The 20,740-nt window shown below is 70.4% G+C and carries 22 protein-coding genes; 15 read left to right on the top strand and 7 right to left on the bottom strand.

Translation table 11 applies throughout. The annotated features are described in order from the left end of the window. Nucleotides 1-105: 105 nt before the first annotated feature. Nucleotides 106-1,650, bottom strand: a complete 1,545-nt coding sequence (locus tag VPH43_RS14075; protein WP_328578350.1) for an AMP-binding protein — start codon at nucleotides 1,648-1,650, stop codon at nucleotides 106-108. Between the two features lie 264 nt (nucleotides 1,651-1,914). Between VPH43_RS14075 and VPH43_RS14070 the strand changes: the two genes are divergently transcribed. Then, entirely contained in the window at nucleotides 1,915-2,322 is a 408-nt protein-coding gene (locus VPH43_RS14070; protein ID WP_442909299.1) for a GNAT family N-acetyltransferase, read from the top strand. A 24-nt stretch (nucleotides 2,323-2,346) separates the two neighbouring features. Here VPH43_RS14070 and VPH43_RS14065 read toward each other — a convergent pair whose 3' ends face one another. From VPH43_RS14065 to VPH43_RS14055, 3 genes are all read right to left on the bottom strand, one after another. Beyond that, the gene (locus tag VPH43_RS14065; RefSeq protein WP_328578348.1) at nucleotides 2,347-3,108 is read right to left on the bottom strand and encodes an ABC transporter permease; all 762 of its coding nucleotides are present in this window, start codon (nucleotides 3,106-3,108) and stop codon (nucleotides 2,347-2,349) included. 2 nt (nucleotides 3,109-3,110) lie between these two features. After that, nucleotides 3,111-4,046, bottom strand: coding sequence for an ABC transporter ATP-binding protein (locus VPH43_RS14060; protein WP_328578668.1), 936 nt, complete (start codon nucleotides 4,044-4,046; stop codon nucleotides 3,111-3,113). An 84-nt stretch (nucleotides 4,047-4,130) separates the two neighbouring features. Beyond that, nucleotides 4,131-6,749: an excinuclease ABC subunit UvrA gene (locus tag VPH43_RS14055; protein WP_328578347.1), complete on the bottom strand. Its 2,619-nt coding sequence runs from the start codon at nucleotides 6,747-6,749 to the stop codon at nucleotides 4,131-4,133. A 154-nt stretch (nucleotides 6,750-6,903) separates the two neighbouring features. On the opposite strand from VPH43_RS14055, the gene VPH43_RS14050 reads away from it, so the two are divergent. Genes VPH43_RS14050 through VPH43_RS14040 form a run of 3 tightly spaced genes read left to right on the top strand, consistent with a single transcriptional unit; the run spans nucleotide 6,904 to nucleotide 9,670 of the window. Next, nucleotides 6,904-8,301, top strand: coding sequence for a D-arabinono-1,4-lactone oxidase (locus VPH43_RS14050; protein WP_328578346.1), 1,398 nt, complete (start codon nucleotides 6,904-6,906; stop codon nucleotides 8,299-8,301). Continuing rightward, nucleotides 8,298-8,723 (top strand): DUF2147 domain-containing protein, encoded by a 426-nt coding sequence (locus VPH43_RS14045; RefSeq protein ID WP_328578345.1) that lies wholly within the window; start codon nucleotides 8,298-8,300, stop codon nucleotides 8,721-8,723. Before VPH43_RS14050 ends, VPH43_RS14045 begins: the two co-directional genes overlap by 4 nt. Nucleotides 8,724-8,752: 29 nt before the next feature. After that, nucleotides 8,753-9,670 (top strand): hypothetical protein, encoded by a 918-nt coding sequence (locus VPH43_RS14040; protein WP_328578344.1) that lies wholly within the window; start codon nucleotides 8,753-8,755, stop codon nucleotides 9,668-9,670. Here VPH43_RS14040 and VPH43_RS14035 read toward each other — a convergent pair. After that, nucleotides 9,667-10,332, bottom strand: a complete 666-nt coding sequence (locus VPH43_RS14035; protein WP_328578343.1) for a TetR/AcrR family transcriptional regulator — start codon at nucleotides 10,330-10,332, stop codon at nucleotides 9,667-9,669. The two genes, VPH43_RS14040 and VPH43_RS14035, sit on opposite strands and share 4 nt — an antisense overlap. Before the next feature lie 79 nt (nucleotides 10,333-10,411). Here VPH43_RS14035 and VPH43_RS14030 point away from each other — a divergent pair, with 79 nt between their 5' ends. The 10 genes from VPH43_RS14030 to VPH43_RS13985 all read left to right on the top strand — a co-directional run bounded on the left by VPH43_RS14030 (nucleotide 10,412) and on the right by VPH43_RS13985 (nucleotide 17,967). Then, nucleotides 10,412-11,641 carry an MFS transporter gene (locus VPH43_RS14030; RefSeq protein WP_328578342.1) on the top strand — a complete coding sequence of 410 codons (1,230 nt, stop codon included), beginning with the start codon at nucleotides 10,412-10,414 and terminating at the stop codon, nucleotides 11,639-11,641. A gap of 6 nt (nucleotides 11,642-11,647) precedes the next feature. Beyond that, on the top strand, nucleotides 11,648-12,853 hold the full coding sequence (locus tag VPH43_RS14025; RefSeq protein ID WP_328578341.1) for an alanine racemase: 1,206 nt from the start codon (nucleotides 11,648-11,650) through the stop codon (nucleotides 12,851-12,853). A gap of 166 nt (nucleotides 12,854-13,019) precedes the next feature. Continuing rightward, nucleotides 13,020-13,295 carry a GlsB/YeaQ/YmgE family stress response membrane protein gene (locus tag VPH43_RS14020; RefSeq protein ID WP_328578340.1) on the top strand — a complete coding sequence of 92 codons (276 nt, stop codon included), beginning with the start codon at nucleotides 13,020-13,022 and terminating at the stop codon, nucleotides 13,293-13,295. A 121-nt stretch (nucleotides 13,296-13,416) separates the two neighbouring features. Further along, on the top strand, nucleotides 13,417-14,061 hold the full coding sequence (gene sctR / locus VPH43_RS14015; protein ID WP_328578667.1) for a type III secretion system export apparatus subunit SctR: 645 nt from the start codon (nucleotides 13,417-13,419) through the stop codon (nucleotides 14,059-14,061). Between the two features lie 16 nt (nucleotides 14,062-14,077). Continuing rightward, nucleotides 14,078-14,350, top strand: a complete 273-nt coding sequence (sctS, locus tag VPH43_RS14010) for a type III secretion system export apparatus subunit SctS (protein ID WP_328578339.1) — start codon at nucleotides 14,078-14,080, stop codon at nucleotides 14,348-14,350. Next, entirely contained in the window at nucleotides 14,350-15,150 is an 801-nt protein-coding gene (gene sctT, locus VPH43_RS14005; RefSeq protein ID WP_328578338.1) for a type III secretion system export apparatus subunit SctT, read from the top strand. The genes sctS and sctT overlap by 1 nt, the downstream gene beginning before the upstream one ends. Nucleotides 15,151-15,227: 77 nt before the next feature. After that, nucleotides 15,228-15,464, top strand: coding sequence for a hypothetical protein (locus VPH43_RS14000; protein ID WP_328578337.1), 237 nt, complete (start codon nucleotides 15,228-15,230; stop codon nucleotides 15,462-15,464). 16 nt (nucleotides 15,465-15,480) lie between these two features. Beyond that, nucleotides 15,481-16,131: a hypothetical protein gene (locus VPH43_RS13995; protein ID WP_328578336.1), complete on the top strand. Its 651-nt coding sequence runs from the start codon at nucleotides 15,481-15,483 to the stop codon at nucleotides 16,129-16,131. A gap of 209 nt (nucleotides 16,132-16,340) precedes the next feature. Continuing rightward, nucleotides 16,341-16,637, top strand: coding sequence for a hypothetical protein (locus VPH43_RS13990; protein WP_328578335.1), 297 nt, complete (start codon nucleotides 16,341-16,343; stop codon nucleotides 16,635-16,637). Between the two features lie 88 nt (nucleotides 16,638-16,725). Further along, entirely contained in the window at nucleotides 16,726-17,967 is a 1,242-nt protein-coding gene (locus VPH43_RS13985) for a hypothetical protein (RefSeq protein WP_328578334.1), read from the top strand. Nucleotides 17,968-17,974: 7 nt separating this feature from the next. On the opposite strand, the gene VPH43_RS13980 is transcribed toward VPH43_RS13985, so the two are convergent. After that, nucleotides 17,975-18,400, bottom strand: coding sequence for a BLUF domain-containing protein (locus VPH43_RS13980; protein ID WP_328578333.1), 426 nt, complete (start codon nucleotides 18,398-18,400; stop codon nucleotides 17,975-17,977). 5 nt (nucleotides 18,401-18,405) lie between these two features. Continuing rightward, nucleotides 18,406-19,116 carry a GTP cyclohydrolase I gene (gene folE / locus VPH43_RS13975; protein ID WP_328578332.1) on the bottom strand — a complete coding sequence of 237 codons (711 nt, stop codon included), beginning with the start codon at nucleotides 19,114-19,116 and terminating at the stop codon, nucleotides 18,406-18,408. Between the two features lie 103 nt (nucleotides 19,117-19,219). Between folE and VPH43_RS13970 the strand changes: the two genes are divergently transcribed. Next, the gene (locus VPH43_RS13970; RefSeq protein ID WP_328578331.1) at nucleotides 19,220-20,698 is read left to right on the top strand and encodes a 16S rRNA (cytosine(967)-C(5))-methyltransferase RsmB; all 1,479 of its coding nucleotides are present in this window, start codon (nucleotides 19,220-19,222) and stop codon (nucleotides 20,696-20,698) included. The last annotated feature ends 42 nt before the right edge of the window (nucleotides 20,699-20,740 follow it).

Raw genomic sequence — 20,740 nt, 5'->3', positions numbered from 1 at the left:
GCCGGATGGCGAATCCCTGGCCAGGGCGCCGATGCTAGGAGCGAGGGCGCGCGCCCACAATGGCCGTGCAGGCCAAGAAGCGTCGCCTTGTAAGGGCGCGCCGCGTCAGCTGTTCAGCGCGGAGGCCGGCAAGGCCGGCGCTGGTTGCCATGCGGCGGTGGTTGCCGGGGTGCCCGCCTCGTGGGCGGTGCGCCCCTGCGGGCCTTGGCCGGCGAGCGCGGCCGCGCCGAGGTAGCCCGACACGTCCAGGTGCTGGATCAGCAGCCGGTGCTTGCCGCGGGCCGTGCGCGGGATGTGCTCCACGCGCTGCACTTCCACATCGCAGCCGCCCTGCGTCTTCTTGCTCACGGCAGCGGCCAGCCGCTCGCGCTGGGCGGCATCCAGGTCCACCTTGGAGACCACCTTGAGCACGATCCTCCCCGGCTCGTGCTGCTCGTACTGGATGCTGTCCACCGCCGCCAGGTCAGAGAAGTGGGCCGCGCCCAGGGTGGCCACGGTGACGATGCGTTCGTCGCGGCACAGCACGAACTCCTGCAGCCGGCCGTCGATGCGCTCCATCACCGGAAAGTGCGGCAGCAGCGGATGGCGCTGCCCGCCCCACATGCCGACGTCGCCGGTGCGGTAGCGCACGAAGGGCATCACCTCGTTGTCGAAGCTGGTGCCCACGATCTCGCCCGGCACGCCGGGTTCGGTGATCGGCTGGCCGGCCGCGTCCACCAGCTCCACATGGCCGTACAGCGGCCAGAAGAAATAGCGGTCGTCGTCCGGCATGGTGGCGCCCAGCACCACCCGTTCGGTGTGGCCGTAACCGCGCAGCACCGGGCAGTCGAAGACCCGGCGGAAGACTTCCATCTGGAAGTCGTAGGCGGTTTCCGAGGTGAGGTGGATGCCGCGGATCCTGCTGGTGATGTCCGGCGCCGGATGCGCCATCAGCCAGCACGCCAGCGGGTACAGCGCCGAAGGCACCGCCTGCACCACCGAGGGTTTCCACTGGCGCAGCGCCTCCAGGTACTGCGGCATGAAGCGCGGCTCGAGGTGGTCGCTGCTCAGCACCAGATGGCGCTTGATCGGCTCGTAGGCCCACACCCGCGCACCCGGCCGGCCGGCGCCCGGCACGGTACGCCCGCGCATGCTGAGGATCACGTCGCTGGCGTGCAGCAGGCCGGCGCGGCGATCGAAGTCCTGGTAGTAGGCCGCCTCCTTGGGCCGGGTGACGTGCTTGTGCGAGAAGAAGCGCATCGGGATGGCGGTGGAACCGCCGGTGAACATCTCCAGCCGGTTGCGGGCGGTGTAGCGCTCGGACAGGTAGGCTGAAAGGTTCGCCTTGATGTCCTGCTTGGACGTGAGCGGCAGCTGCGCCAGCAGCTCGCGGGGTGAGCGGTCCTGGGCCAGCAGGTGACGGTAGGCCGCAAACGCCGGCACATGCGCCAGTGCATGGCGCAGGGTGAGCGCCAGCTTCGCGTCCGCGGCTTCGGCCACGGGGCCGTTGCCATAACAGTGGGCCACTTCCTTCTCGAAGCCCTTGAAGCGCCCGCCATAGCGCAGCCGCCGCGGCACGGCACTGTAGGTGCGGCCCACGCAGGTCTTCACCCATTGCGGTGCGCCCAGGTAGAGCGACAACGCAGGATGCAGGATGTCTTCGAACGCCATGGTTCCCTCCTCGGTGCCGTCGGCGCGGGTTCTGCATGCCGTGGCAAGCGCCCGCGCGCGTAGCGGCAGTCGAATCTAGGGCGATGCGGTGAGGGGCACAACCCGCCTGGGTGCGGGGTGGGTGCCAGATCGGTCACGCTTTTGCCCTGGCCGCTATTCTCATGTGCCGCCCCGCGGGTCCGCGCGGGGTAGCCACCTCAGGAGACCACGGTGCGCCAGCCCGTTCTCGTCCGTTCCGCCACGCCGCAAGACCGCGATGCCTGGATGCCACTCTGGGACGGCTACAACGCCTTCTACGGCCGCTCGGGCGCGACGGCGTTGCCGCAGGAGGTGACCCACACCACCTGGTCGCGCTTCTTCGATGTGCATGAGCCGGTGCATGCGCTGGTGGCGGAGCAGGACGACCAGCTCGTCGGGCTGGCCCACTACCTCTTCCACCGCAGCACCACCCAGGTGGCGCCCACCTGCTACCTGCAAGACCTGTTCACCGCCGAGGCCGTGCGCGGCCAGGGTGTGGGCCGTGCCTTGATCGAGGCGGTGGCCGAGCGCGCCCGCGCCGTTGGCACCGGCCGCGTGTACTGGCAGACGCATGAGACCAACAGCGTGGCGATGCGCCTCTACGACCAGGTGGCCGAGCGCTCCGGCTTCGTGGTCTATCGCAAGCTGCTGTGAGCCGTTCCGCCGCTCTGGTGCACGTCAGGCCTTGAGCCGGTACCCCGTGCGGAAGATCCATGCCACGATGGCCAGCGACACGCCCAGGAACACCAGCGTCATGAGCACGCTGACACCCAGGCTCACGTCCGACAGGCCATAGAAGCTCCAGCGGAAGCCGCTCACCAGGTAGACCACCGGGTTGAACAGCGCCACCGTCTGCCAGAAGGGCGGCAGCATGTCGATGGAATAGAAGCTGCCGCCCAGGAAGGTGAGCGGCGTGACCACGAGCAGCGGCACCACCTGCAGCTTCTCGAAACCGTCGGCCCAGATGCCGATGATGAAGCCGATGAGGCTGAAGGTCACCGAGGTGAGCACCAGGAACAGCACCATCCACAGCGGGTGCTCGATGCGCAGCGGCACGAACAGCGCCGCCGTGGCCAGGATGATCACCCCGAGGATGATGGACTTGGTGGCGGCCGCGCCCACGTAGCTGAGCAGGATCTCCACATACGACACCGGCGCGGACAGCAGCTCGTAGATGGTGCCGGTGAACTTGGGAAAGTAGATGCCGAAGGAGGCGTTGGAGATGCTCTGCGTCAGCAGCGAAAGCATCACCAGGCCCGGCACGATGAAGGCGCCGTAGCTCACGCCCGCCACCTCGGGAATGCGCGAGCCGATGGCCGCCCCGAACACGATGAAGTACAGCGAGGTGCTGATCACCGGCGAGATGATGCTTTGCATCAAGGTGCGCCAGGTGCGGGCCATCTCGAAGTTGTAGATCGCGCGCACGGCGTGCAGGTTCATGCTCATCGGCTCTTGCCCTCGTCGTGTACCAGGCTCACGAAGATGTCCTCCAGCGAGCTCTGCGTGGTGTGCAGGTCCTTGAACGGGATGCCCGCGTCGCCCAGGTCCTTCAGCAACTCCGCGATGCCCACCCGCGGCCCCTGGGCGTCGTAGGTGTAGGTCAGCTCGGTGCCGTCGGCCGACAGCGCCAGCGGTCGCCCGTTCAGTGACGCAGGCAGCTGCGCCAGCGGCTGCTGCAGCTGCAGGGTGAGCTGCTTCTTGCCCAGCTTGTGCATCAGCTCGGTCTTCTCTTCCACCAGGATCAGCTCGCCCTTGCGGATGACGCCGATGCGGTCGGCCATCTCTTCCGCTTCCTCGATGTAGTGGGTGGTCAGGATCACGGTGACGCCGGTGTCGCGCAGCTCGCGCACCAGCTGCCACATGTCGCGCCGCAGCTCCACGTCCACGCCGGCAGTCGGCTCGTCGAGGAACAGGATCTGCGGCTCGTGCGACAGCGCCTTGGCGATCATCAGCCGGCGTTTCATGCCGCCCGACAGCGTCATGATCTTGTTGTCCTTCTTCTCCCACAGCGACAGCGACTTCAGCACCTTCTCGATGTGGGCCGGGTTGGCCGGCTTGCCGAAGAGGCCGCGGCTGAAGGAGACCGTGCTCCACACCGACTCGAAGGCATCGGTGGTCAACTCCTGCGGCACCAGGCCGATCATCGAGCGGGCCGCGCGGTAGTCGCGCACGATGTCGCGGCCGGCCACCGTGACCTGGCCAGCGCTGGCGTTGACGATGCCGCAGATGATGCTGATCAGCGTGGTCTTGCCGGCGCCGTTGGGCCCGAGCAGCGCAAAGATCTCGCCGCGCCGGATGGCGAGGTTGATGTTCTTCAGCGCGTGGAAGCCCGACGCATAGGTCTTCGACAGGTTGGAGACAGAGAGGATGTCCTGCATCGGCGCGAGGATAGCTTGCACGCCGCAACCTTGCAGGTCACAGGTCAGCCGCCGCCTCGGCGTTGCGGCCGATGGCAGCGGACGTCAGCGCACCAGCGGCGCGAGGTAGCGCGCCGTGCGGCTGCCCTTGGCCTGCGCCACCTCCTGCGGCGGGCCGGCGGCCACGACGCGACCGCCCTCCTGGCCGGCACCGGGGCCGATGTCGATCACCCAGTCGGCGCCGGCCACCACGCGCATCTCGTGTTCGACCACGATCACGCTGTTGCCGGCGTCCACCAGCCCATGCAGCTGGGCCATCAGCTTGTCCACGTCCGCCGGATGCAGGCCGGTGGTGGGCTCGTCCAGCACGTACAGCGTGTCGCCGCGCTGGGTGCGCTGCAGCTCGGTGGCCAGCTTGATGCGCTGCGCCTCGCCGCCGGAGAGTTCGGTGGCCGGCTGCCCCAGGCGCAGGTAGCCCAGGCCGATGTCGCGCAGCAGCTGCAGCGGCCGCTGCACCGCCGGCTCGTCGGCAAAGAACTCGCCCGCCTCGTCCACCGTCATCTGCAGCACCTGTGCGATGTTGCGCTCGCGGTAGGCGACCTTCAGCGTGGCCTCGTTGTAGCGCGCGCCGTGGCAGGCAGGGCAGGGCGCGTACACGCTGGGCATGAACAGCAGCTCCACGCTGACAAAACCTTCGCCTTCGCAGGTGTCGCAGCGGCCCTTGGCGACGTTGAAGGAAAAGCGGCCGGCGTCGTAGCGGCGCGAGCGCGCGGCCGGGGTGGCGGCAAAGAGCTTGCGCACCGGGTCGAACAGGCCGGTGTAGGTGGCGAGGTTGGAGCGCGGCGTGCGGCCGATCGGCTTCTGGTCCACCCGCACGAGGCGACGCAGGCCGTGCAGGCCGCCCACGATGTGGCCGGAGGCCACGCCGGCGAAGGCCGGTGTGTCGTCGGTCTCTTCCTCCGGCGCCGGCGGTTCATGGCCCAGCGCGGCCGACACCAGCTCCACCAGTGCCTGGCTCACCAGGCTGGACTTGCCGGAGCCGGACACGCCGGTCACCGCGGTGAACACGCCGAGCGGGAAGCTCGCCGCCACCTTGTGCAGGTTGTTGCGGCTCACGCCTTCGAGCTGCAGCCACGCTCGCGCCGTCCGGGGCGGCCTGGTACGTGGTGTCGGCGCGGCGAAGAGATAGCGTGCGGTGTGCGATGCGGCCACCCCGCGCAGCCCCGCGGGCGGCCCGCTGTAGAGCACCTGGCCGCCCTGTTCGCCAGCCGCAGGCCCCACGTCCACGATCCAGTCGGCATGGCGCATCACGTCCAGGTCGTGCTCCACCACGAACAGCGTGTTGCCCGATGCCTTCAAACGGTCCAGCGCGACGCGCAGCGCTTCGCCATCGGCCGGGTGCAGGCCGGCGGAGGGCTCGTCCAGCACGTACACCACCCCGAACAGGTTGGAGCGGATCTGCGTGGCCAGGCGCAGGCGCTGCAGCTCGCCGGGCGACAGGGTGGGCGTGCTGCGGTCCAGCGACAGGTAGCCCAGGCCCAGCTCGTTCAAGGTGGTGACGCGCTCCAGCACGTCGTGCGCGATGCGCTGGGCGGCGATGCGCTTTTCCTCCGACAGGTTGGCGGTGCGCCGCACGTCGGGTGCCGCCGCATGGGCCGAGCCGCCAGCGGCCACGCGGCGCGCGGTGTCCTTGCGCGCGTCGGCGCGGCTCAGTGTCGCGTCCTGGTGCGCAGGCACATCGAAGCGGCCGGCCGCTGCGGGGGCCAGCACCTTCGCCAGCTCGCTCAGCGGCAGCTGCGACAGGGTGCCGATGTCCAGGCCGGCGAAGGTGACTGCCAGCGCTTCCCGTTTGAGGCGCTTCCCATCGCAGGCCGGGCACAGGCTGCCCACCATGAAGCGCGACACACGCCGCTTCATCAGCGCGCTCTGCGTGGTGGCAAAGGTGTGCAGCACGTACTTGCGCGCACCCATGAACGTGCCGTGGTAGCTCGGTTCGAGCTTGCGCTTCAGGGCGTCGCGCGTCTCGGTCGGCGTGAAGCCGGCATACACCGGCACCGTGGGCTGCTCTTCGGTGAAGAGGATCCAGTCGCGCTGCTTGCGCGGCAGCTCGCGCCAGGGCTTGTCCACGTCATAGCCGAGGGTGACCAGGATGTCGCGCAGGTTCTGGCCGTGCCAGGCCGGCGGCCAGGCCGCGATGGCGCGCTCGCGGATGCTGAGCGACGGGTCCGGCACCATCGAGGCTTCCGTCACCTCGTACACATGGCCCAGGCCATGGCATTCGGGGCAGGCGCCCTGCGGCGTGTTGGGCGAAAAATCCTCCGCATAGAGCATCGGCTGGCGTGGCGGGTAGCTGCCGGCGCGCGAATACAGCATGCGCAGCAGGTTGGACAAGGTGGTGACGCTGCCCACCGACGAGCGCGTGCTGGGTGTGCCGCGCTGCTGCTGCAGCGCCACCGCGGGCGGCAGGCCGTCGATCGTGTCCACGTCGGGCACGCCCACCTGGTCGATCAGCCGGCGGGCGTAGGGCGCCACCGATTCGAAATAGCGGCGCTGCGCCTCGGCGTACAAGGTGCCGAAGGCGAGCGACGACTTGCCCGAGCCCGACACGCCGCTGAACACGACCAGCGCGTCGCGCGGGATGTCCACATCCACGTTCTTCAGGTTGTGCTCGCGCGCCCCGCGCACCCGCACGAAGCGGCTGGCGGCCGCGTCATCGCGTCGCATCGCGGTGGAGCAGGGTGCGCATGCACCCGCCGAGCAATCGACGTGCCATTGGAAAGGCCCGCAGTGCTGCGCGTCACGCCATGTCCGGGAAACCGATAGTTAACGCTATAACCTAGTCATCGCTACATTGACGCTTGCCCATGAAAGCGCCTCGATGACTCCCCGCCGCTCCTTCCTCGGCCTGGCCGCCGGCAGCCTGCTGGGGCTGCGCCTGTCGGCGGGCGCGGTGGCCGCCACGCGGGACACGGCCGCTGTCGCGGCTGCCACCGCCTGGAGCAACTGGTCCGGCATCGAGCGCTGCCAGCCCAGGGCCTGGCCGATGCCGGCCACGCTGGACGAGCTGGCCGCGCTGGTGAAATCCGCCCCCGGGCCGCTGCGCTGCGTGGGGGCCGGCCACTCCTTCAGCGCCCTGGTGCCCACACCGGGCACCTTGCTGTCGATCGACCGGCTGCAGGGCCTGCTGGCGGTGGACCGCGCCGCCGGCACGGCCACCTTCGGTGCCGGCACCCGCATCGCCGTGGCGACCCGGCTGCTGGACGAGGCCGGGCTGTCGCTGATGAACCAGCCTGACATCGACATGCAGACCCTGGCCGGCGCGCTGGCCACCGCCACCCATGGCACCGGGCAGCGTTTGGGCGCCATGCACAAGGAGCTGGTCGGCCTGAAGCTGCTCACGCCGGCAGGCGAGCTGCTCAGCTGCTCACCCAGCCAGCGGCCGGACCTGTTCGCCGCGGCCCAGGTGTCACTCGGCAGCCTGGGCGTGCTGACGGAGGTGACCCTGAAGGTGCGGCCGCGCCACTTCCTGCGCCGCCATGTCTGGCTGGCGCCCAACGAGGAGCTGTTTGCCCAGGCCGAGGCGCTGGCCGCGCAGCACCTGCACTTCGAGCTGTACCTGCTGCCCTTCACCGGCTACGGTGCCGCGATCGCGCATGACGAGGTGCCGGTGGGCAAGCCGGTGCGCCCGCCCTCGCAGGACGAGGACGTGCTGGGTGACCTGAAGCACCTGCGCGACTGGCTGGGGCGCTTTCCGTCACTGCGGCGCTGGGTGGCCGGCAAGGCGATCGCGTCTACCAAAGCGGAGGACGCGATCGACGTGTCGTACGAGCTGCTCTCCAGCGTGCGACCCACGCGCTTCAACGAATCGGAGTGCCATGTGCCGCGCGAACGCGGCGTGGCCTGCCTGCGCGAGGTGCTGGCCACGCTGGAGCGGCGCAACGACGTGTTCTTTCCGATCGAGTTCCGCTTCATCCAGGGTGACGATGCCTGGTTGAGCCCCTTCCATGGCCGCGACAGCTGCTCCATCGCCGTGCATGCGCTGCAGGGCGAGGCCTATGACTACCTGCTGCGCGACGTGGGCGCGGTGTTCCGCCGCCATGGCGGCCGGCCGCACTGGGGCAAGTTGCACGACCTGAGCGCCACCGAACTCGCCAGCCGCTACCCGCGCTGGAAGGACTTTCTCGCCGTGCGCGCCGAGCTGGACCCGCGAGGCCGGCTGCTCACGCCCTACATGGCCCGCCTGTTCGGGCTGAACGCCCCTGGAGGTTCTGCATGAGTGCACGTGTGGCCCTGTGGGCCGTCTTGCTGCTGCCGCTGCCCACGTGGGCCCAGGGCGCAGACCCCGCGCACGGCCTGTGGTTGAGTGCGCAGAAGGACGGCGTGGTGCAGCTGCAGCCCTGCGCGGAGGAGCCGTCTGCGTTGTGCGGCACGGTGGTGTGGGACAAGGACGCCTCGGTGGACCCGCCGCGCCCCGGCGACTGCGGCGTGCGCATCCTCAAGCTCAAGCACTTCGAGGACGGCGCCTGGCGCGACGGCTGGATCCACGACCCGCGCGAGAAGAAGAACTACAAGGGCCTGCTGCGTGCCCAGGGCAACAGCATGACCATGCGCGCCTACATCGGCGTGCAGGTGCTGGGCAAGAGCGAGGATTTCACGCGCGTGGACCGCGTGCCGCCCGGCTGCCCGGCTGCCAAATGACGCGCGCTGCATTCCACGGGAGACTGCTGATGAACAAGCTGCTTGGGTCGGCCTGCCTGGCCGTTGCCTGCACCACCACCGGCGCCTGGGCCCAGGCCGCCGCACCGGGCGAGCCGGTGATCGCGCAGTACAGTATCGACACCACGGTGCGGCTGATGAGTGACCGCCGAAGCCGCGGCATCTCCGACAGCTACCGCCGCCCCGCGGCGGAGCTGCATGTGGAGGCCGCGCATGCGTCTGGCCTGGTGGGTGTGTTCGAACTCGGCACGGTCAGCCGCCATGTCTATCCGGAGAGCGATGGCTACAACGCACTCATCGCCGGCGGCTACCGATGGGGCAACCCGGACGCATGGCACTTCGGCGTGGGCCTGGCGCATGAGCGTTTCCCGGGCGCTCACTTCGAGGCCCCGACGGCGATCGAGATCGTGATCGATCCCGCCACCGGCATGCCGGCCCTGGCCCCGGCCGGCGTGCGAGACTTCCACTTCACCACCAGCTATGCGGTGCTGGAGTTCGGCTTCGGTGCGATCGAAGCGCGTTACCTCAACGTGATCTCGCGTGACTTCCGCGGCATCAACACCGGCATGGTGTGCGGCACCTTGCTGCTGCAGCGTGAAGACCCCACCAGCGGGCTGGACTGTTATGCCCGCGGCGACCATGGCAGCCGCGGCAGCCATTTGCTGGACCTGGACTGGCAGCATGCGATCGACGGCCGCACCTGGCTGCTGCTGCATGGCGGCGTGCAGCGCGTCAAGCACTTCAGCGAGGCCAACGGCTGGGACTGGCGCGCCGGCATCAAGCACGCGCGCTGGGGCCTGGACTGGACGCTGGAGGCGGTGGGCGCACGCATGAAGACACGCGAACTCTTCGTCGGCTTCGACGGCAACGGCGGCAGCAAGCGGCTGGACAGCACCGGCGTGGTCTTCACCATCGCCAAGACCTTCTAGTGGCCTCCGCCCTTGCGCATCGCCATCATCTCGCTGCTGATCATCGCGGCGAGGGTGCGGCTCAACTGCTGCGGGTCCAGCCCGGGCGCATCGAACAGCAGGTCCAGCGCGGCCGAGCCCATGTCCACCGCCAGCCGCGTGGTCAGGCGCACCCGGGCCGCGTTGGCCTGCGGATAGGCGGCCAGGAAGGCATCGGCGATCAGCGCCGTCACGCGCTCGTGCGAGGCCAGGCGCAGCGCCTGCAGCGCCGGCACCGCGCGCAGCGCGCGCAGCACCCACACGCCGTCGGGCTGGTCGCGCGTGACCTGGAACATCTGGGTGAACATCTGCGCCAGCGCCTGGCGAAAGCGCTCGGCCGGCAGCTTCATGGTCTGCGGCGTCACCCAGCCGGCGACCACGCTGTCCTGCACCTGCATCAGCCGGTCGCCCAGTTCATGCACGATGGCGTACTTGTTCGGGAAGTAGTGGTACAGCGCCGGCGGCGTGAGCCCCAAGCGCTGGCACACCAGGTTGGTGGACAGGCGCTCGATGCCCACCTCGCCCAGCATCTGCGCGGTGACGGCCAGGATCTGCTCGTAGGTGTCCACCGAGCGCTGCTGGCGCGGCTGCGTCTTCACGCCCAGTGCGGGCGGCGGCGTGCGGCGCGTCTTGGAGGTCGGCATGCAGGGTGAGGCAGGGTGGGCGCAGGCGGCGGCAGCGCGGTCGGCAAATTATAGCGATAGCTACAACATCCGCTGGCGTGTGGCGTTGACGCTGATGGTGACGCTGTTCGTGGGCTACCTGGACCGCATGAACGTCAGCCTGGCGCTGCCCTTGATCGCCCAGCAGTATGGCTGGAGCGTGGAGCAGACGCGCGTGCAGGGCGGCCAGCTGCTCACGGTGTTCTACGTGGGCTACGGGCTGGCCAACCTGTTCCTCTCTCCGCTGGCCGCGCGGCTGGGGCCGCGCGTGAGCCTGATGGCGGTGGTGCTGCTGTGGTCGCTGTTCACCGCGATGGGTGCGCTGCTGTCGGCCTCGCTCACCGCCTTGCTCGCCACCCGGGTGCTGCTCGGCCTGTCCGAAGGTGTGCACTTCCCGATGATGAACATGCTCACCAAGCGCTGGTTCCCGCCCGGTGAGCGGGCGCGCGCCAACAGCGTGTGGATGGGCGGGCTGCTGCTGGCGGTGTGCCTGGCGCCGGTGCTGCTGATCCCGCTGATGCACAGCTTCGGCTGGACACGCGGCTTCCTGGTGCTGGCGCTGGCGGGGCCGCTGGTGTCGCTGCCGCTGGTGTGGCGCCATGTGCATGACACGCCGGAGCGCCATCCGCGCATCTCGGCCGAAGAAGCCGCCTACATCGAGCGTGGCAACGCCGCCGAGGCACAGGCCGCCGCGCCCGGCTGGCGCACGGTGGCCCGCACCATGGCGCGGCCCGGCGTGCTGCTGATGCTGGCCTGCGGCACCCTGTACAACGTGGTGTCGGTGGGCCTGTCGCTCTGGCTGCCCACCTACTTCGTCACCGCCAAGGGCCTGCCCTACGAACAGCTGGTGTATGCGACCAGCCTGCCCTACGTGGCGGGTGTGGTGGGCCTGGCGCTGTGGTCCACCTTGGGGGACCGCTTCAACCGGCGTGCGCTGGTGGCAGCGTTCGGCTTTGTGGGCGGGGGCGCGGCGATCTGGCTCGCGCTCACCGCGCCGGGCGTGGCGGCCAGCGTGGCGGCTTTCACCGTGGCGGTGTTCTGCATCAGCGCGTTTTCGGCGGCCGAGTTCTCGCTGGTGCAGCGCCTGTTCCCACCGGCCGTGGTGGGGCCGTGCGCCGGCATCTACAACGGCCTGACCACCATGGTGGGCGGCGGTGCCGGCCCGCTGGTGGTGGCCGGGATCATCGGGCGCGGTGCCGAAGGCAGCCCCGCCGGGGTGCTGGCCGCGGTGGTGGTGTGCGGCCTGGCCGCCGCCCTGCTGGCGGTGGTGGCGCGCCTGCTGCGCTACTGATTCGCCATGGGCCTGACCGAGCAATTGCGTGAACAGGCCTGGTACGACCAGGTGCGCGCGGGCCTGCGCCGCGCCGGCGTGGGTGAGCCGGCGGTGGTGATCGACCTGGACCGGCTGGAGGTCAATGCCGAGCGCCTGACGCAGGGCGTGCCGGCGCATGCGCGGCTGCGCCTGGTGCAGAAGTCGCTGCCCTCCGTGCCGCTGCTGCGGCAGCTGGCGCAGCGCCTGGGCGCGCGGGGGCTGATGGTCTTCCACCGGCCCTTCCTCAACCACTGCGCCGTGCAGGCGCCGGAATTCGACCTGTTGCTCGGCAAGCCGCTGCCGGCGGCCGCCGCCTGGAGCTTCTACGAACACCTGCCCGCCCGGGGCACCTTCGACCCCGCGCAGCAGCTGCGCTGGCTGGTGGACACGCCCGAGCGCCTGGCGCAATACCGCGACCTCGCCCGCACGCTGGGCATCCGCCTGCAGGTGAGCGTGGAGATCGACGTCGGCCTGTGCCGCGGCGGCGTGGCCGATCCCCAGGCGCTGGCGCCGGTGTTCGCGCTGCTGGCGGCGGACCCGCAGCACCTGCGCTGGGCCGGTTTCATGGGCTACGACTCGCATGCGGTGCAGGCGCCGCGCTGGACCACGCCGGCGCGCGCGGTGGCGGTGGCCAACGCGCGCTACCGGCGCTTCCAGCAATGGGCGCGCGAACGCCATCCCGAGCTCTGGCACGACAGCCTGTGTTTCAACGGCGCGGGCAGCGGCACGCTCCCGTTGCACGGTGCGGACACGCCGCTCAACGACCTGTCGGTGGGCTCCGCGCTGGTCAAGCCCACCGATTTCGATGTGCCCACCCTCCAGGCCCTGCAGCCGGCGGTGCTGCTGGCCACCCCGGTGCTCAAGGTCCTGCCCCGGCTGGACATTCCGTTCGTGGCGGCGCTGTCGCGCCGGGTGGCGCGCTGGTGGCCGGGGCGACAGCAGTCGGTGTTTCTCTACGGCGGGCGCCTGATGGCCCGGCCGGTGTGGCCAAGCGGGCTGGCCAGCAACCCGCTGTACGGGCTGTCGTCCAACCAGCAGATGATGAACCTGGGCGCCGGCGTGGCGATCGCGCCGGACGACATGGTGCTGTGGCGGCCCACGCAGAGCGAGGCGGTGCTGCTGCAGCACGGCGCCTGGTTCGGCATGCGCCAAGGCCAGGTGGTGGAGCGTTTCGCGGTCGACCCCGGGTGAGCGGCCGCACCGCTGCAGGAGGCGGTCATTCCTGCACGCGCATCCGACACTTCCGGTAGCGTTTTCACACCTCCGGTGACGCCGCCCGGCAGGGCTGCTGCGTTGGAACCCGTGGCACGCCCATTGCTCTAATGAGCTGCCACCTGTTGTTTGGTGTGAGTCCCTCATGAACATTGCGCTGTGGTTCGCCGTCGGCGGCCTGCTCGGCTGGCTGATGAGCCGTGTGCTCAGCGAGCCCGGCCACGAAGGCACCGCCATCAATCTGACCGTCGGCCCGGTGAGCGCCACGCTCGCCGGCTGGTTCCTCGCGCCCTGGCTGCGCGCCGGCGGCACGGTGAGCGACCGTTTTGACTTTGGCGGCCTGGTGCTGGCCACGGTGGGCGCGCTGGTGGCGCTGACCGCCTTCAACCTGCTGCGCCAGTCGCTGCTGCGCCACCGCTGACCCTGTCGACCTAGGGGGTGCGCCTGGGATCGTTCCCAGCTGGTAGCACTCCCAGGGCCGCGGCACACTGGCGCTCCTCCAGGAATAGGGCTCCAGCACACGGGTCCTGCTGCGAATGGACCTGACCCAGTTCTCGCCGTCCTCGGCGTTGGTGACCGTCGTCTTGCTGGCGCTGGCACCGTTTGTGGCCGTGATGGTCACCTCCTTCACCAAGATCGTGGTCGTGCTCAGCCTGTTGCGCAACGCGCTCGGGCTGCAGCAGGTGCCGCCCAACGTGGTGCTCAACGGCCTGGCGCTGGTGCTCACCGTCTACGTCATGTTCCCGGTGGGGCAGGAGATGTCCACCCGCGTGGAGGGCATCAGCAACATCGGCAGCAGCACCAAGACCATGCTGAGCGCGGCCGACGCCGCCAAGGAGCCGCTGCGCGAATTCCTCATCAAGCACAGCCCGCCGCGTGAGCGCGCCTTCTTCCTGAAGACGGCGCAGAAGACACTCACGCCCGAAAAGGCCGGCCAGCTCACCGACCGCGACTTCATCGTCGTCGTGCCTGCGTTCACCGTGAGCGAGTTGTCCACCGCGTTCCAGATCGGCTTTCTGATCTTCCTGCCCTTCCTGGTGATCGACCTGGTGATCTCCAACATCCTGATGGCCATGGGCATGATGATGCTGTCGCCCACCACCGTGAGCCTGCCGTTCAAGCTGCTGCTGTTCGTGCTGGTGGACGGCTGGGTCAAGCTCACGCACGGCCTGGTGCTCACTTACTGAACCCGAGCTTCGTCGCATGCTCAACAGCGAAGTCCTCCAGCTCACCCAGCAGGCGCTGTGGTTCGTGCTGCTGCTGTCCGCGCCGCCCATCATCGTGGCGGCGGTGGTGGGCCTGGTGGTGGCTTTTCTGCAGGCGGCCACGCAGATCCAGGAACAGACGCTGCAGTACGCGCTGAAGTTCTTTGCGATCGTGCTCACCATCTTCCTCACCGCGTCCATGCTGGGCGGCGGGCTCTACCAGTTTGCCGACCGGGTGTTCACCGGCTTTGCCGGCATGGTCAAGCGCTGATGGAAGGCTTGTTCACCAGCGACCACTGGCAGTCCATGGCCTTGCTGCTGGGCCTGTCGACCACCCGGGTGGCGGTGGCCTTCCTGCTGCTGCCGCTGTTCACCAGCGACCTGGTGCCAGCGCTGGTGCGCAACGCCATCTTCCTGGCGGTGGCGGCGCTGTCCCTGGCGATGCAGCCGGTGGTGGACGTGAGCCTGCTGCGCACGGTGGACTGGATGCGCCTGTTCGCCAAGGAGGCCTTTCTCGGCGGCGCGATCGGGCTGCTGTTCGGCTCGGTGCTCTGGGCCTTCGAGATCGCCGGCCAGGTGATCGACATGAAAACCGGCGCCTCCATGGCCCAGGTGGTGGACCCGCTGTCCGGCCACCAGACACCGCTGACCGGCGCCTTCCTGTCGCGCCTGGCGAGCTTCGTGTTCATGTTCTCCGGTGGCTTTCTCTTGCTGGTGGGCACGCTGTTGCAGAGCTATGCGCTCTGGCCGGTGGCGGCCTGGCTGCCGCCGCTGAAAGCCGGCGGGGTGGTGCTGTTCGAGTCGGAGCTCGGGCGGCTCATGGCCCTGGGCATGCTGATCAGCGCGCCGGCGCTGGTGGTGCTGTACCTGATCGACGGCGTGCTCGGCCTGGTGAACCGCTATGCGCAGCAGCTCAATGTGTTCTCGTTGTCGGCTTCGCTGAAGGTGCTGGCGGCCAACGTGCTGCTGCTGATGACGCTGGGCAGCTTCGTGCAACTGATCGTGGACGACATCAGCGCCCGGCCGGCGGTGGTGCTGCGCACGCTGAAGGCGCTGTTCGGCGGCGGCTGACAGCGACGCCTTATGGGAACGATCCCAGCTGGCAAACCCGCAGCGCGCCACTAGAGTAGATGGCAACGAGTGCTGCCATGAACCTTCCACCCGCGTCCTTCCATCCGTCGATCGCCCAGCGCACCGAGCTGGAGCTGCGCCCCCACGGGGGCGCGGGCTTGCCGGCCGGCGGCGGGGCGGAGGCCGATGCGGCAGCCTGGTTCCTGGGGGGTGGTGCCGACGCCGGCGCCCGCATCACCCTGGGCGGCGCACCCGCCGGCCCGGCGGACGTGGCCACCCTCGCTCAGCGCGTGCTGTCCCACCTCACGGGCTGAGCAGGCCCGAGCGCCCGTGCTGAAAGCGCAGCCCGACTGGCTGGCGGCCGCCCAGGCCCTGGTCGATGGCTGCGAGGCCCTGCCCCGGCCGCAGGACCGCATCACCCTGATGGAAACGGTGTGCCAGGGCCTGGGCGACGCGCTGTACCCGGCCTTCGTGAACCTGCTGTGCCACATCGAGCGCCACGGCGAACCGGCGGTGCAGGCGCTGGTGGCGCAGACCCTGGTGCATGCGCTGGGCAGCGGCCGCCTGCCCTCGGGCCGGCTGGCCGCCTGGGGTGGGGCGCTGCGCCCGCAGGGGGGTTATGGGCATGCGCGCAGCCTGGGCCCGATCGAATACCTGTGCGCCTGGCATGCGCAGCCCAGCGGCCGCGAGCCCTTGTCGGCCAGCGCTTTCGACGCCGCCCTGCAGCCGCTGCTGCGCCTGGTGGGCACGGACCCGGCGGCGCGTGCGCTCTACTGCGCCAAGCTGCGTGCCGATGCGCAGGATCCGCTGGGCGGATCGTGGTCGCGCAGCGCCCGCCAGGGTGTGCTGGCGCTGGCCGATGCCTGGGAGGCGGCGCTGGACGCGCCTGAGGTGGTGGCGCGCTGCTTGGCCGCCCTGAACGGCGGCTCCGGCCTGGGAGCGTTCCCAGCTTGGCGGCCCGCGGTGCCCCCCGTAAGGTAGCGCGTATCGGCCCGCAGAGGCCGCTGGCGCCGCGAGCCGCTTCGAGCCAGGCTGCCGGGTCGGCCGCGCGGGCGCCGGTGACGGTGAAGCGCTCGGGAATGGACTGCAGCGGCTGCAGGTACTGGTTGATGCGGATGCGCGAGTCGGTGAACAGTTCGCTGGGCACGCCGTTGAGCCCGCGCTGCGGAATGCCATAGGTGCTGCGCGCGGTGCCCAGCACCGATGGGGCGTCGATCGTCAGCGAGGCGCGCACCAGCCTGCAGACGGGCGACTGGACCAACACTGAGCGCCAGACCGCCAAGGTCGCGGGTGGCTGGCTGGGCGCGGCGGCGGCCGGCGCGGCGGCGGGCACCGTGTCCGGCACCATCGTGCCGGGGCTCGGCAACGTGGCCGGTTTCGTGATTGGCGCGGCCGCGGGCGCGGTGGGCTACTGGCTCGGTTCCCAGGCCGGCGAGGCGGGCTTCAATGCCGTCGTGGGTGGCCCGAACCCCGCGCCGGCACACTGACACCCTGCAGCCGACCACCACGGCCGGGCCTGCGGGCCCGCCGTTCCACCACGCCGCCCACGCCAGGGCGGCGTTTGCACGTCCTGCGATGAACCCGACCGAGATCGATCCCCTGTTCCTGGCCGTGGCCCAGCCGGTGCTGCGCGGCGCCGCCGGCGAGGCGCTGCTGCTGCAACCGGTGCCGCGGCCGCCCGGCGCGCCCGCTGCCGGCGCGCAGCGCTGGCGGGCGCAGCCGCTGGAGCCTGCGCTGCAGGCCCGGCTGCCGCGCTGCGTGGCGCACAGTGCGCCGGAGCAGCCGCTGCCCTGGTGGGCCGGGCACGACCGCCTGGCGGTGCTGGTGGAGGGCCACCGTCCGCTGGAAGTGCGCCCCCACCATGGCTGGACAGCGGCCAGCGGGCCGGTGAACGCACCCTTCCCCGACGTGGTGTCGCTGTCGGCCGGCGGGCTGCAGCTGTTCTTCGTCAATGCGGCCATCGGCACCGACGGCCGGCCGCGGGCGTGCGTGCGGGTGTTCGCGGTGGACGACCAGCGCGCAGTGGAAGCCGCGCCGGTGCACGATGCCCAGGTGTTCGACGCCTGGGAACATGAGGGCCAGGTGTGGCTGTGCGGCATGCGCTGCCGCCACACCGACGCGGCCGGCAACGAACAGTTCGGCCATGCACTGCTGCTGCAGTTCGAGCTCAAGCCACTGCGGTGGGTGGGGGGTGATCGCGGGCCGGAGGCGCTGACGGTGTCGCCGGCCATCGGCGTGTCGGCCGGCGCCTTGCAGCAGCAGGTGCGTGGCATCGAGGCCTGGCTGGCGCATGCGCAGGACACCCAGGGCGCCCACTGGCTGCTGGGTGCGCCCCTGGGGCTGGCGCACTACAGCCCGGAAAGCCCGCTGTGGCTGCTGGGCGCGCCGGCGCCGTCGGACTATGCCGACCTGGTGCTGGCGCACTGGGTGCCGGGCCGGGCGCCGGAACTCGCGCGCGTGGCGAGCGACCTGCGCTGGGTCGCCGGCTGCGCCGCCGCGCGGCGCGAGCAGCGGCGCTGGTTCTTGGCGCGCGGCGGCAGCCACCGGCTGGGCCATCTCGCGCTGGGTGACCTGGCGGTGGCGCCGCTGCCGGAATCAGGCGAGTTGCCGCCGGTGCAGCCGCTGCGCTTCGAGGGCCTGCCGCCGCAGGCCCTGGCCTGCCAGCTGGCCGACCTGGACGTGGTGCACGACAGCCGCTTCGGCTATGCCGCCAGCCTGAGCTGGCTGCTGCCCGACCGCCCGGGCCTGATGCCGGGGGCGCGCGACGGCGCCTGCCTGCGCAGCGACGATGGGGTGCACTGGCGCGTGGTGGACTGATCCAGGCTCAGGTGCCGCACATGATGGCCGCGGTGGCCACCAGTTCCTCGAACAGTGCGGTCATCGCCGGGGCGCTGAGCGCATAAGGGTCCAGGCTCGCCTTCTCGGAATACTTCAGCAGCAGCGCCGGGTTCAGGCGCGCCATGTTGGCCTGGCCCATGGACCAGCCGGCGAAGCGGCGCTCGCCGATCTCCTCGTAGCCGAGCAAGGTGACGTCGGCATGGCGGCCGTCCACCACGATCTTCTGGTACAGACGGTTCACCGCCACGCGGCCGCCTTCCAGCACCTGGATGAAGAAGCCGTCGGAAAAACACAGCACACCGGTGATGCCGTGCTTGGGGTTGTGGGTGCGTGCCGTCTTGAGGATGGCGTGCATCTCCTCGGCGTCCACCGCGGGCACCGCGCGGCTGCAGTAGATCAGGCGGACGAGCATGGTGGTCACCCCTTCTTGCTGAGCAGCGAGAGGAATTCGCGCCGCAGGTTGGCGTCCTTCAGGAAGGCGCCGCGCATCACGCTGTTGGTCATCATGGACTCGTCGTCCTTCACGCCGCGCCAGTGCATGCAGAAGTGGTCCGCTTCCATCACGATGGCCAGGCCATCGGGCTTCACCCGTTCCTGCAGCTCGTTGGCCAGCATGGTGACCGCCTCTTCCTGGATCTGCGGCCGGCTCATGATCCAGTCGCAGATGCGGGCGTACTTCGACAGCCCGATCAGGTTGGAGTGTTCGTTGGGCATCAGGCCGATCCAGACCCGCCCGAGGATGGGGCACAGGTGGTGCGAGCAGGCGCTGCGCACCTTGATCGGGCCCACGATCATCAGCTCGTTCAGGCGCTCGATGTTGGGGAACTCGGTCACCGACGGCATGGGCACGTAGCGGCCCTTGAACACCTCGTCCACGAACATCTTGGCCACGCGCTTGGCGGTGTCGTTGGTGTTGTGGTCGCTGTCGGTGTCGATCACCAGGGCCTGCAGCACGCCCTTGAGCTGCTGCTCCACCTCGGCCTTCAGCTCGGTGAGCTCGCCCTCGCGGATGAAGGCGGCGATGTTGTCGTTGGCGTGGTAGCGCCGGTCGGCGCCCACCAGCCGGTAACGGATGCGCTCGGACGCGGGCAGGGCGTTCAGGTCCTCTTCGGTGCGGAGGATGGGCATCGTCGGGGTACGGGTCATGGTGGTGCGGTGGCCGGTGGGCAAGGGGCTCATTGTCGCGTGCCGGCGCAAAGCGTGCCCGGGAGCAGGGGATAGACTGCCCCGCGTGAATGCCCCGTCCAAGAACGCCGCAACGACCCCGTTTTCCCTCCCGCTGGCGCGCCTGCTGGACCACACCGCCGACGCGGTGCAGGCGGTGCGCGGCGGCAAGTCGCTCACCGACGTGCTGGCCCGCGTGCCGGCCGAGGCGCGCGGTGGCACCCAGGCCCTGAGCTTCCATGTGCTGCGCTGGCTGGGCGGCGCCCAGGTGGTGCGCGAGGCGCTGGCGCCCAAGACACCGCCGCCCAACGTGGATGCACTGCTGGTGTCGGCGCTCGCCCTGCTGTGGCCCCTGCCCAAGGCGCTGCAAGGCGCCAGCTACCCCGATCACACCGTGGTCGACCAGGCGGTCACTGCCGCGCGCCAGCGCACGCCGGCGGCCGCCGGCTTTCTGAATGCGGTGCTGCGCCGCTTCCTGCGCGAGCGCGACGAGCTGGTGCGCGCCGCCCAGGTCAAGCCGCTGGGCGCCTACAACCACCCCGGCTGGTGGATAGAACGGGTGCGGCAGGACTGGCCGCAGCAGTGGCAGGCCGTGCTGGCCGCCGACAACCAGCATCCGCCCATGACCCTGCGCGTGAACGGCCGCCGCGGCACGGCCGAGGCCTATGTGCAGCGGCTGGCCGCGCAGGGCCGCGCCGCGCAGGCGCTGGACGAACATGCGGTGCTGCTGGCCCAGCCGTGCCCGGTGACCCAACTGCCCGGCTTCGAGGAGGGTGAGGTGTCGGTGCAGGACGCCGCAGCCCAGTTGGCTGCCCCGCTGCTGCTCGGGCGGGCGCTGCCGGCCTGGCTGGTGGCCGAGCGCGCCGCGCCGCCGGCCGCGCCGTCCACGCTGGCGCTGGCGCACGGCATCCCGCAGGCCGCCGCGGCCGCTCCTGCCTTCGCTGCGCCGCCCGCGATCGCCGAGCCCGCCGCCGCGCTGGGGCTGGCGCCGGGCGCGCGCGTGCTGGACGCCTGCGCCGCACCCGGCGGCAAGACGGCGCACCTGCTGGAGCTGGCGGACCTGGACCTGCTGGCACTGGACAGCGACCCGGTGCGCCTGCAGCGCGTGCAGGAAACGCTCAACCGCCTGCAGCTGCGCGCCGAGCTGAAAGCCGCCGACGCGCGCGACGTGGCCAGCTGGTGGGACGGCCGGCCCTTCGACGCGATCCTGCTGGACGCGCCCTGCAGCGCGTCGGGCATCGTCCGGCGCCACCCGGACGTGCGCTGGCTGCGCCGCGCCGACGACGTGCGCGCGCTGGCCAAGATCCAGGCCGACATGCTGGACGCGCTGTGGCCGCTGCTCAAACCGGGCGGCCGGTTGCTCTATGTGACATGTTCGCTGTTCCGGGCCGAGGGCCAGGCGCAGATCGACGCTTTTTTGCAACGGCAGGGTGCCGCATGCCCCCGCGTGGACCCGCGCGCACCAGGCCACCTGCTTCCCGTGGCCGACAATTTGAGCGAAGCCGTGCACGACGGCTTCTTCTACGCCCTTCTCCATAAAACCTGAGACGTCGTTGACCGTGGTGTGCGCCCCCAGACCTGCCGCTGC

Source organism: Ideonella sp. BN130291, assembly GCF_036231905.1.
Lineage (GTDB): Bacteria > Pseudomonadota > Gammaproteobacteria > Burkholderiales > Burkholderiaceae_C > CAMLIZ01.
This window is presented reverse-complemented; position numbering and strand designations above follow the sequence as displayed.

Excerpts from the sequence above, each read along its gene's own strand:
- VPH43_RS14025 (WP_328578341.1), top strand. The coding sequence starts at position 11,648 with ATGGGCCTGACCGAGCAATTGCGTGAACAGGCCTGGTACGACCAGGTG.
- VPH43_RS13985 (WP_328578334.1), top strand. The coding sequence starts at position 16,726 with ATGAACCCGACCGAGATCGATCCCCTGTTCCTGGCCGTGGCCCAGCCG.
- sctT (WP_328578338.1), top strand. The coding sequence starts at position 14,350 with ATGGAAGGCTTGTTCACCAGCGACCACTGGCAGTCCATGGCCTTGCTG.
- VPH43_RS14045 (WP_328578345.1), top strand. The coding sequence starts at position 8,298 with ATGAGTGCACGTGTGGCCCTGTGGGCCGTCTTGCTGCTGCCGCTGCCC.
- VPH43_RS14000 (WP_328578337.1), top strand. The coding sequence starts at position 15,228 with ATGAACCTTCCACCCGCGTCCTTCCATCCGTCGATCGCCCAGCGCACC.
- sctS (WP_328578339.1), top strand. The coding sequence starts at position 14,078 with ATGCTCAACAGCGAAGTCCTCCAGCTCACCCAGCAGGCGCTGTGGTTC.
- VPH43_RS13980 (WP_328578333.1), bottom strand. The coding sequence starts at position 18,400 with ATGCTCGTCCGCCTGATCTACTGCAGCCGCGCGGTGCCCGCGGTGGAC.
- VPH43_RS14070 (WP_442909299.1), top strand. The coding sequence starts at position 1,915 with ATGCCACTCTGGGACGGCTACAACGCCTTCTACGGCCGCTCGGGCGCG.
- folE (WP_328578332.1), bottom strand. The coding sequence starts at position 19,116 with ATGCCCATCCTCCGCACCGAAGAGGACCTGAACGCCCTGCCCGCGTCC.
- VPH43_RS14055 (WP_328578347.1), bottom strand. The coding sequence starts at position 6,749 with ATGCGACGCGATGACGCGGCCGCCAGCCGCTTCGTGCGGGTGCGCGGG.
- VPH43_RS14020 (WP_328578340.1), top strand. The coding sequence starts at position 13,020 with ATGAACATTGCGCTGTGGTTCGCCGTCGGCGGCCTGCTCGGCTGGCTG.
- VPH43_RS14060 (WP_328578668.1), bottom strand. The coding sequence starts at position 4,046 with ATGCAGGACATCCTCTCTGTCTCCAACCTGTCGAAGACCTATGCGTCG.
- VPH43_RS14050 (WP_328578346.1), top strand. The coding sequence starts at position 6,904 with ATGACTCCCCGCCGCTCCTTCCTCGGCCTGGCCGCCGGCAGCCTGCTG.
- VPH43_RS14065 (WP_328578348.1), bottom strand. The coding sequence starts at position 3,108 with ATGAACCTGCACGCCGTGCGCGCGATCTACAACTTCGAGATGGCCCGC.
- VPH43_RS14075 (WP_328578350.1), bottom strand. The coding sequence starts at position 1,650 with ATGGCGTTCGAAGACATCCTGCATCCTGCGTTGTCGCTCTACCTGGGC.
- VPH43_RS14040 (WP_328578344.1), top strand. The coding sequence starts at position 8,753 with ATGAACAAGCTGCTTGGGTCGGCCTGCCTGGCCGTTGCCTGCACCACC.
- VPH43_RS14035 (WP_328578343.1), bottom strand. The coding sequence starts at position 10,332 with ATGCCGACCTCCAAGACGCGCCGCACGCCGCCGCCCGCACTGGGCGTG.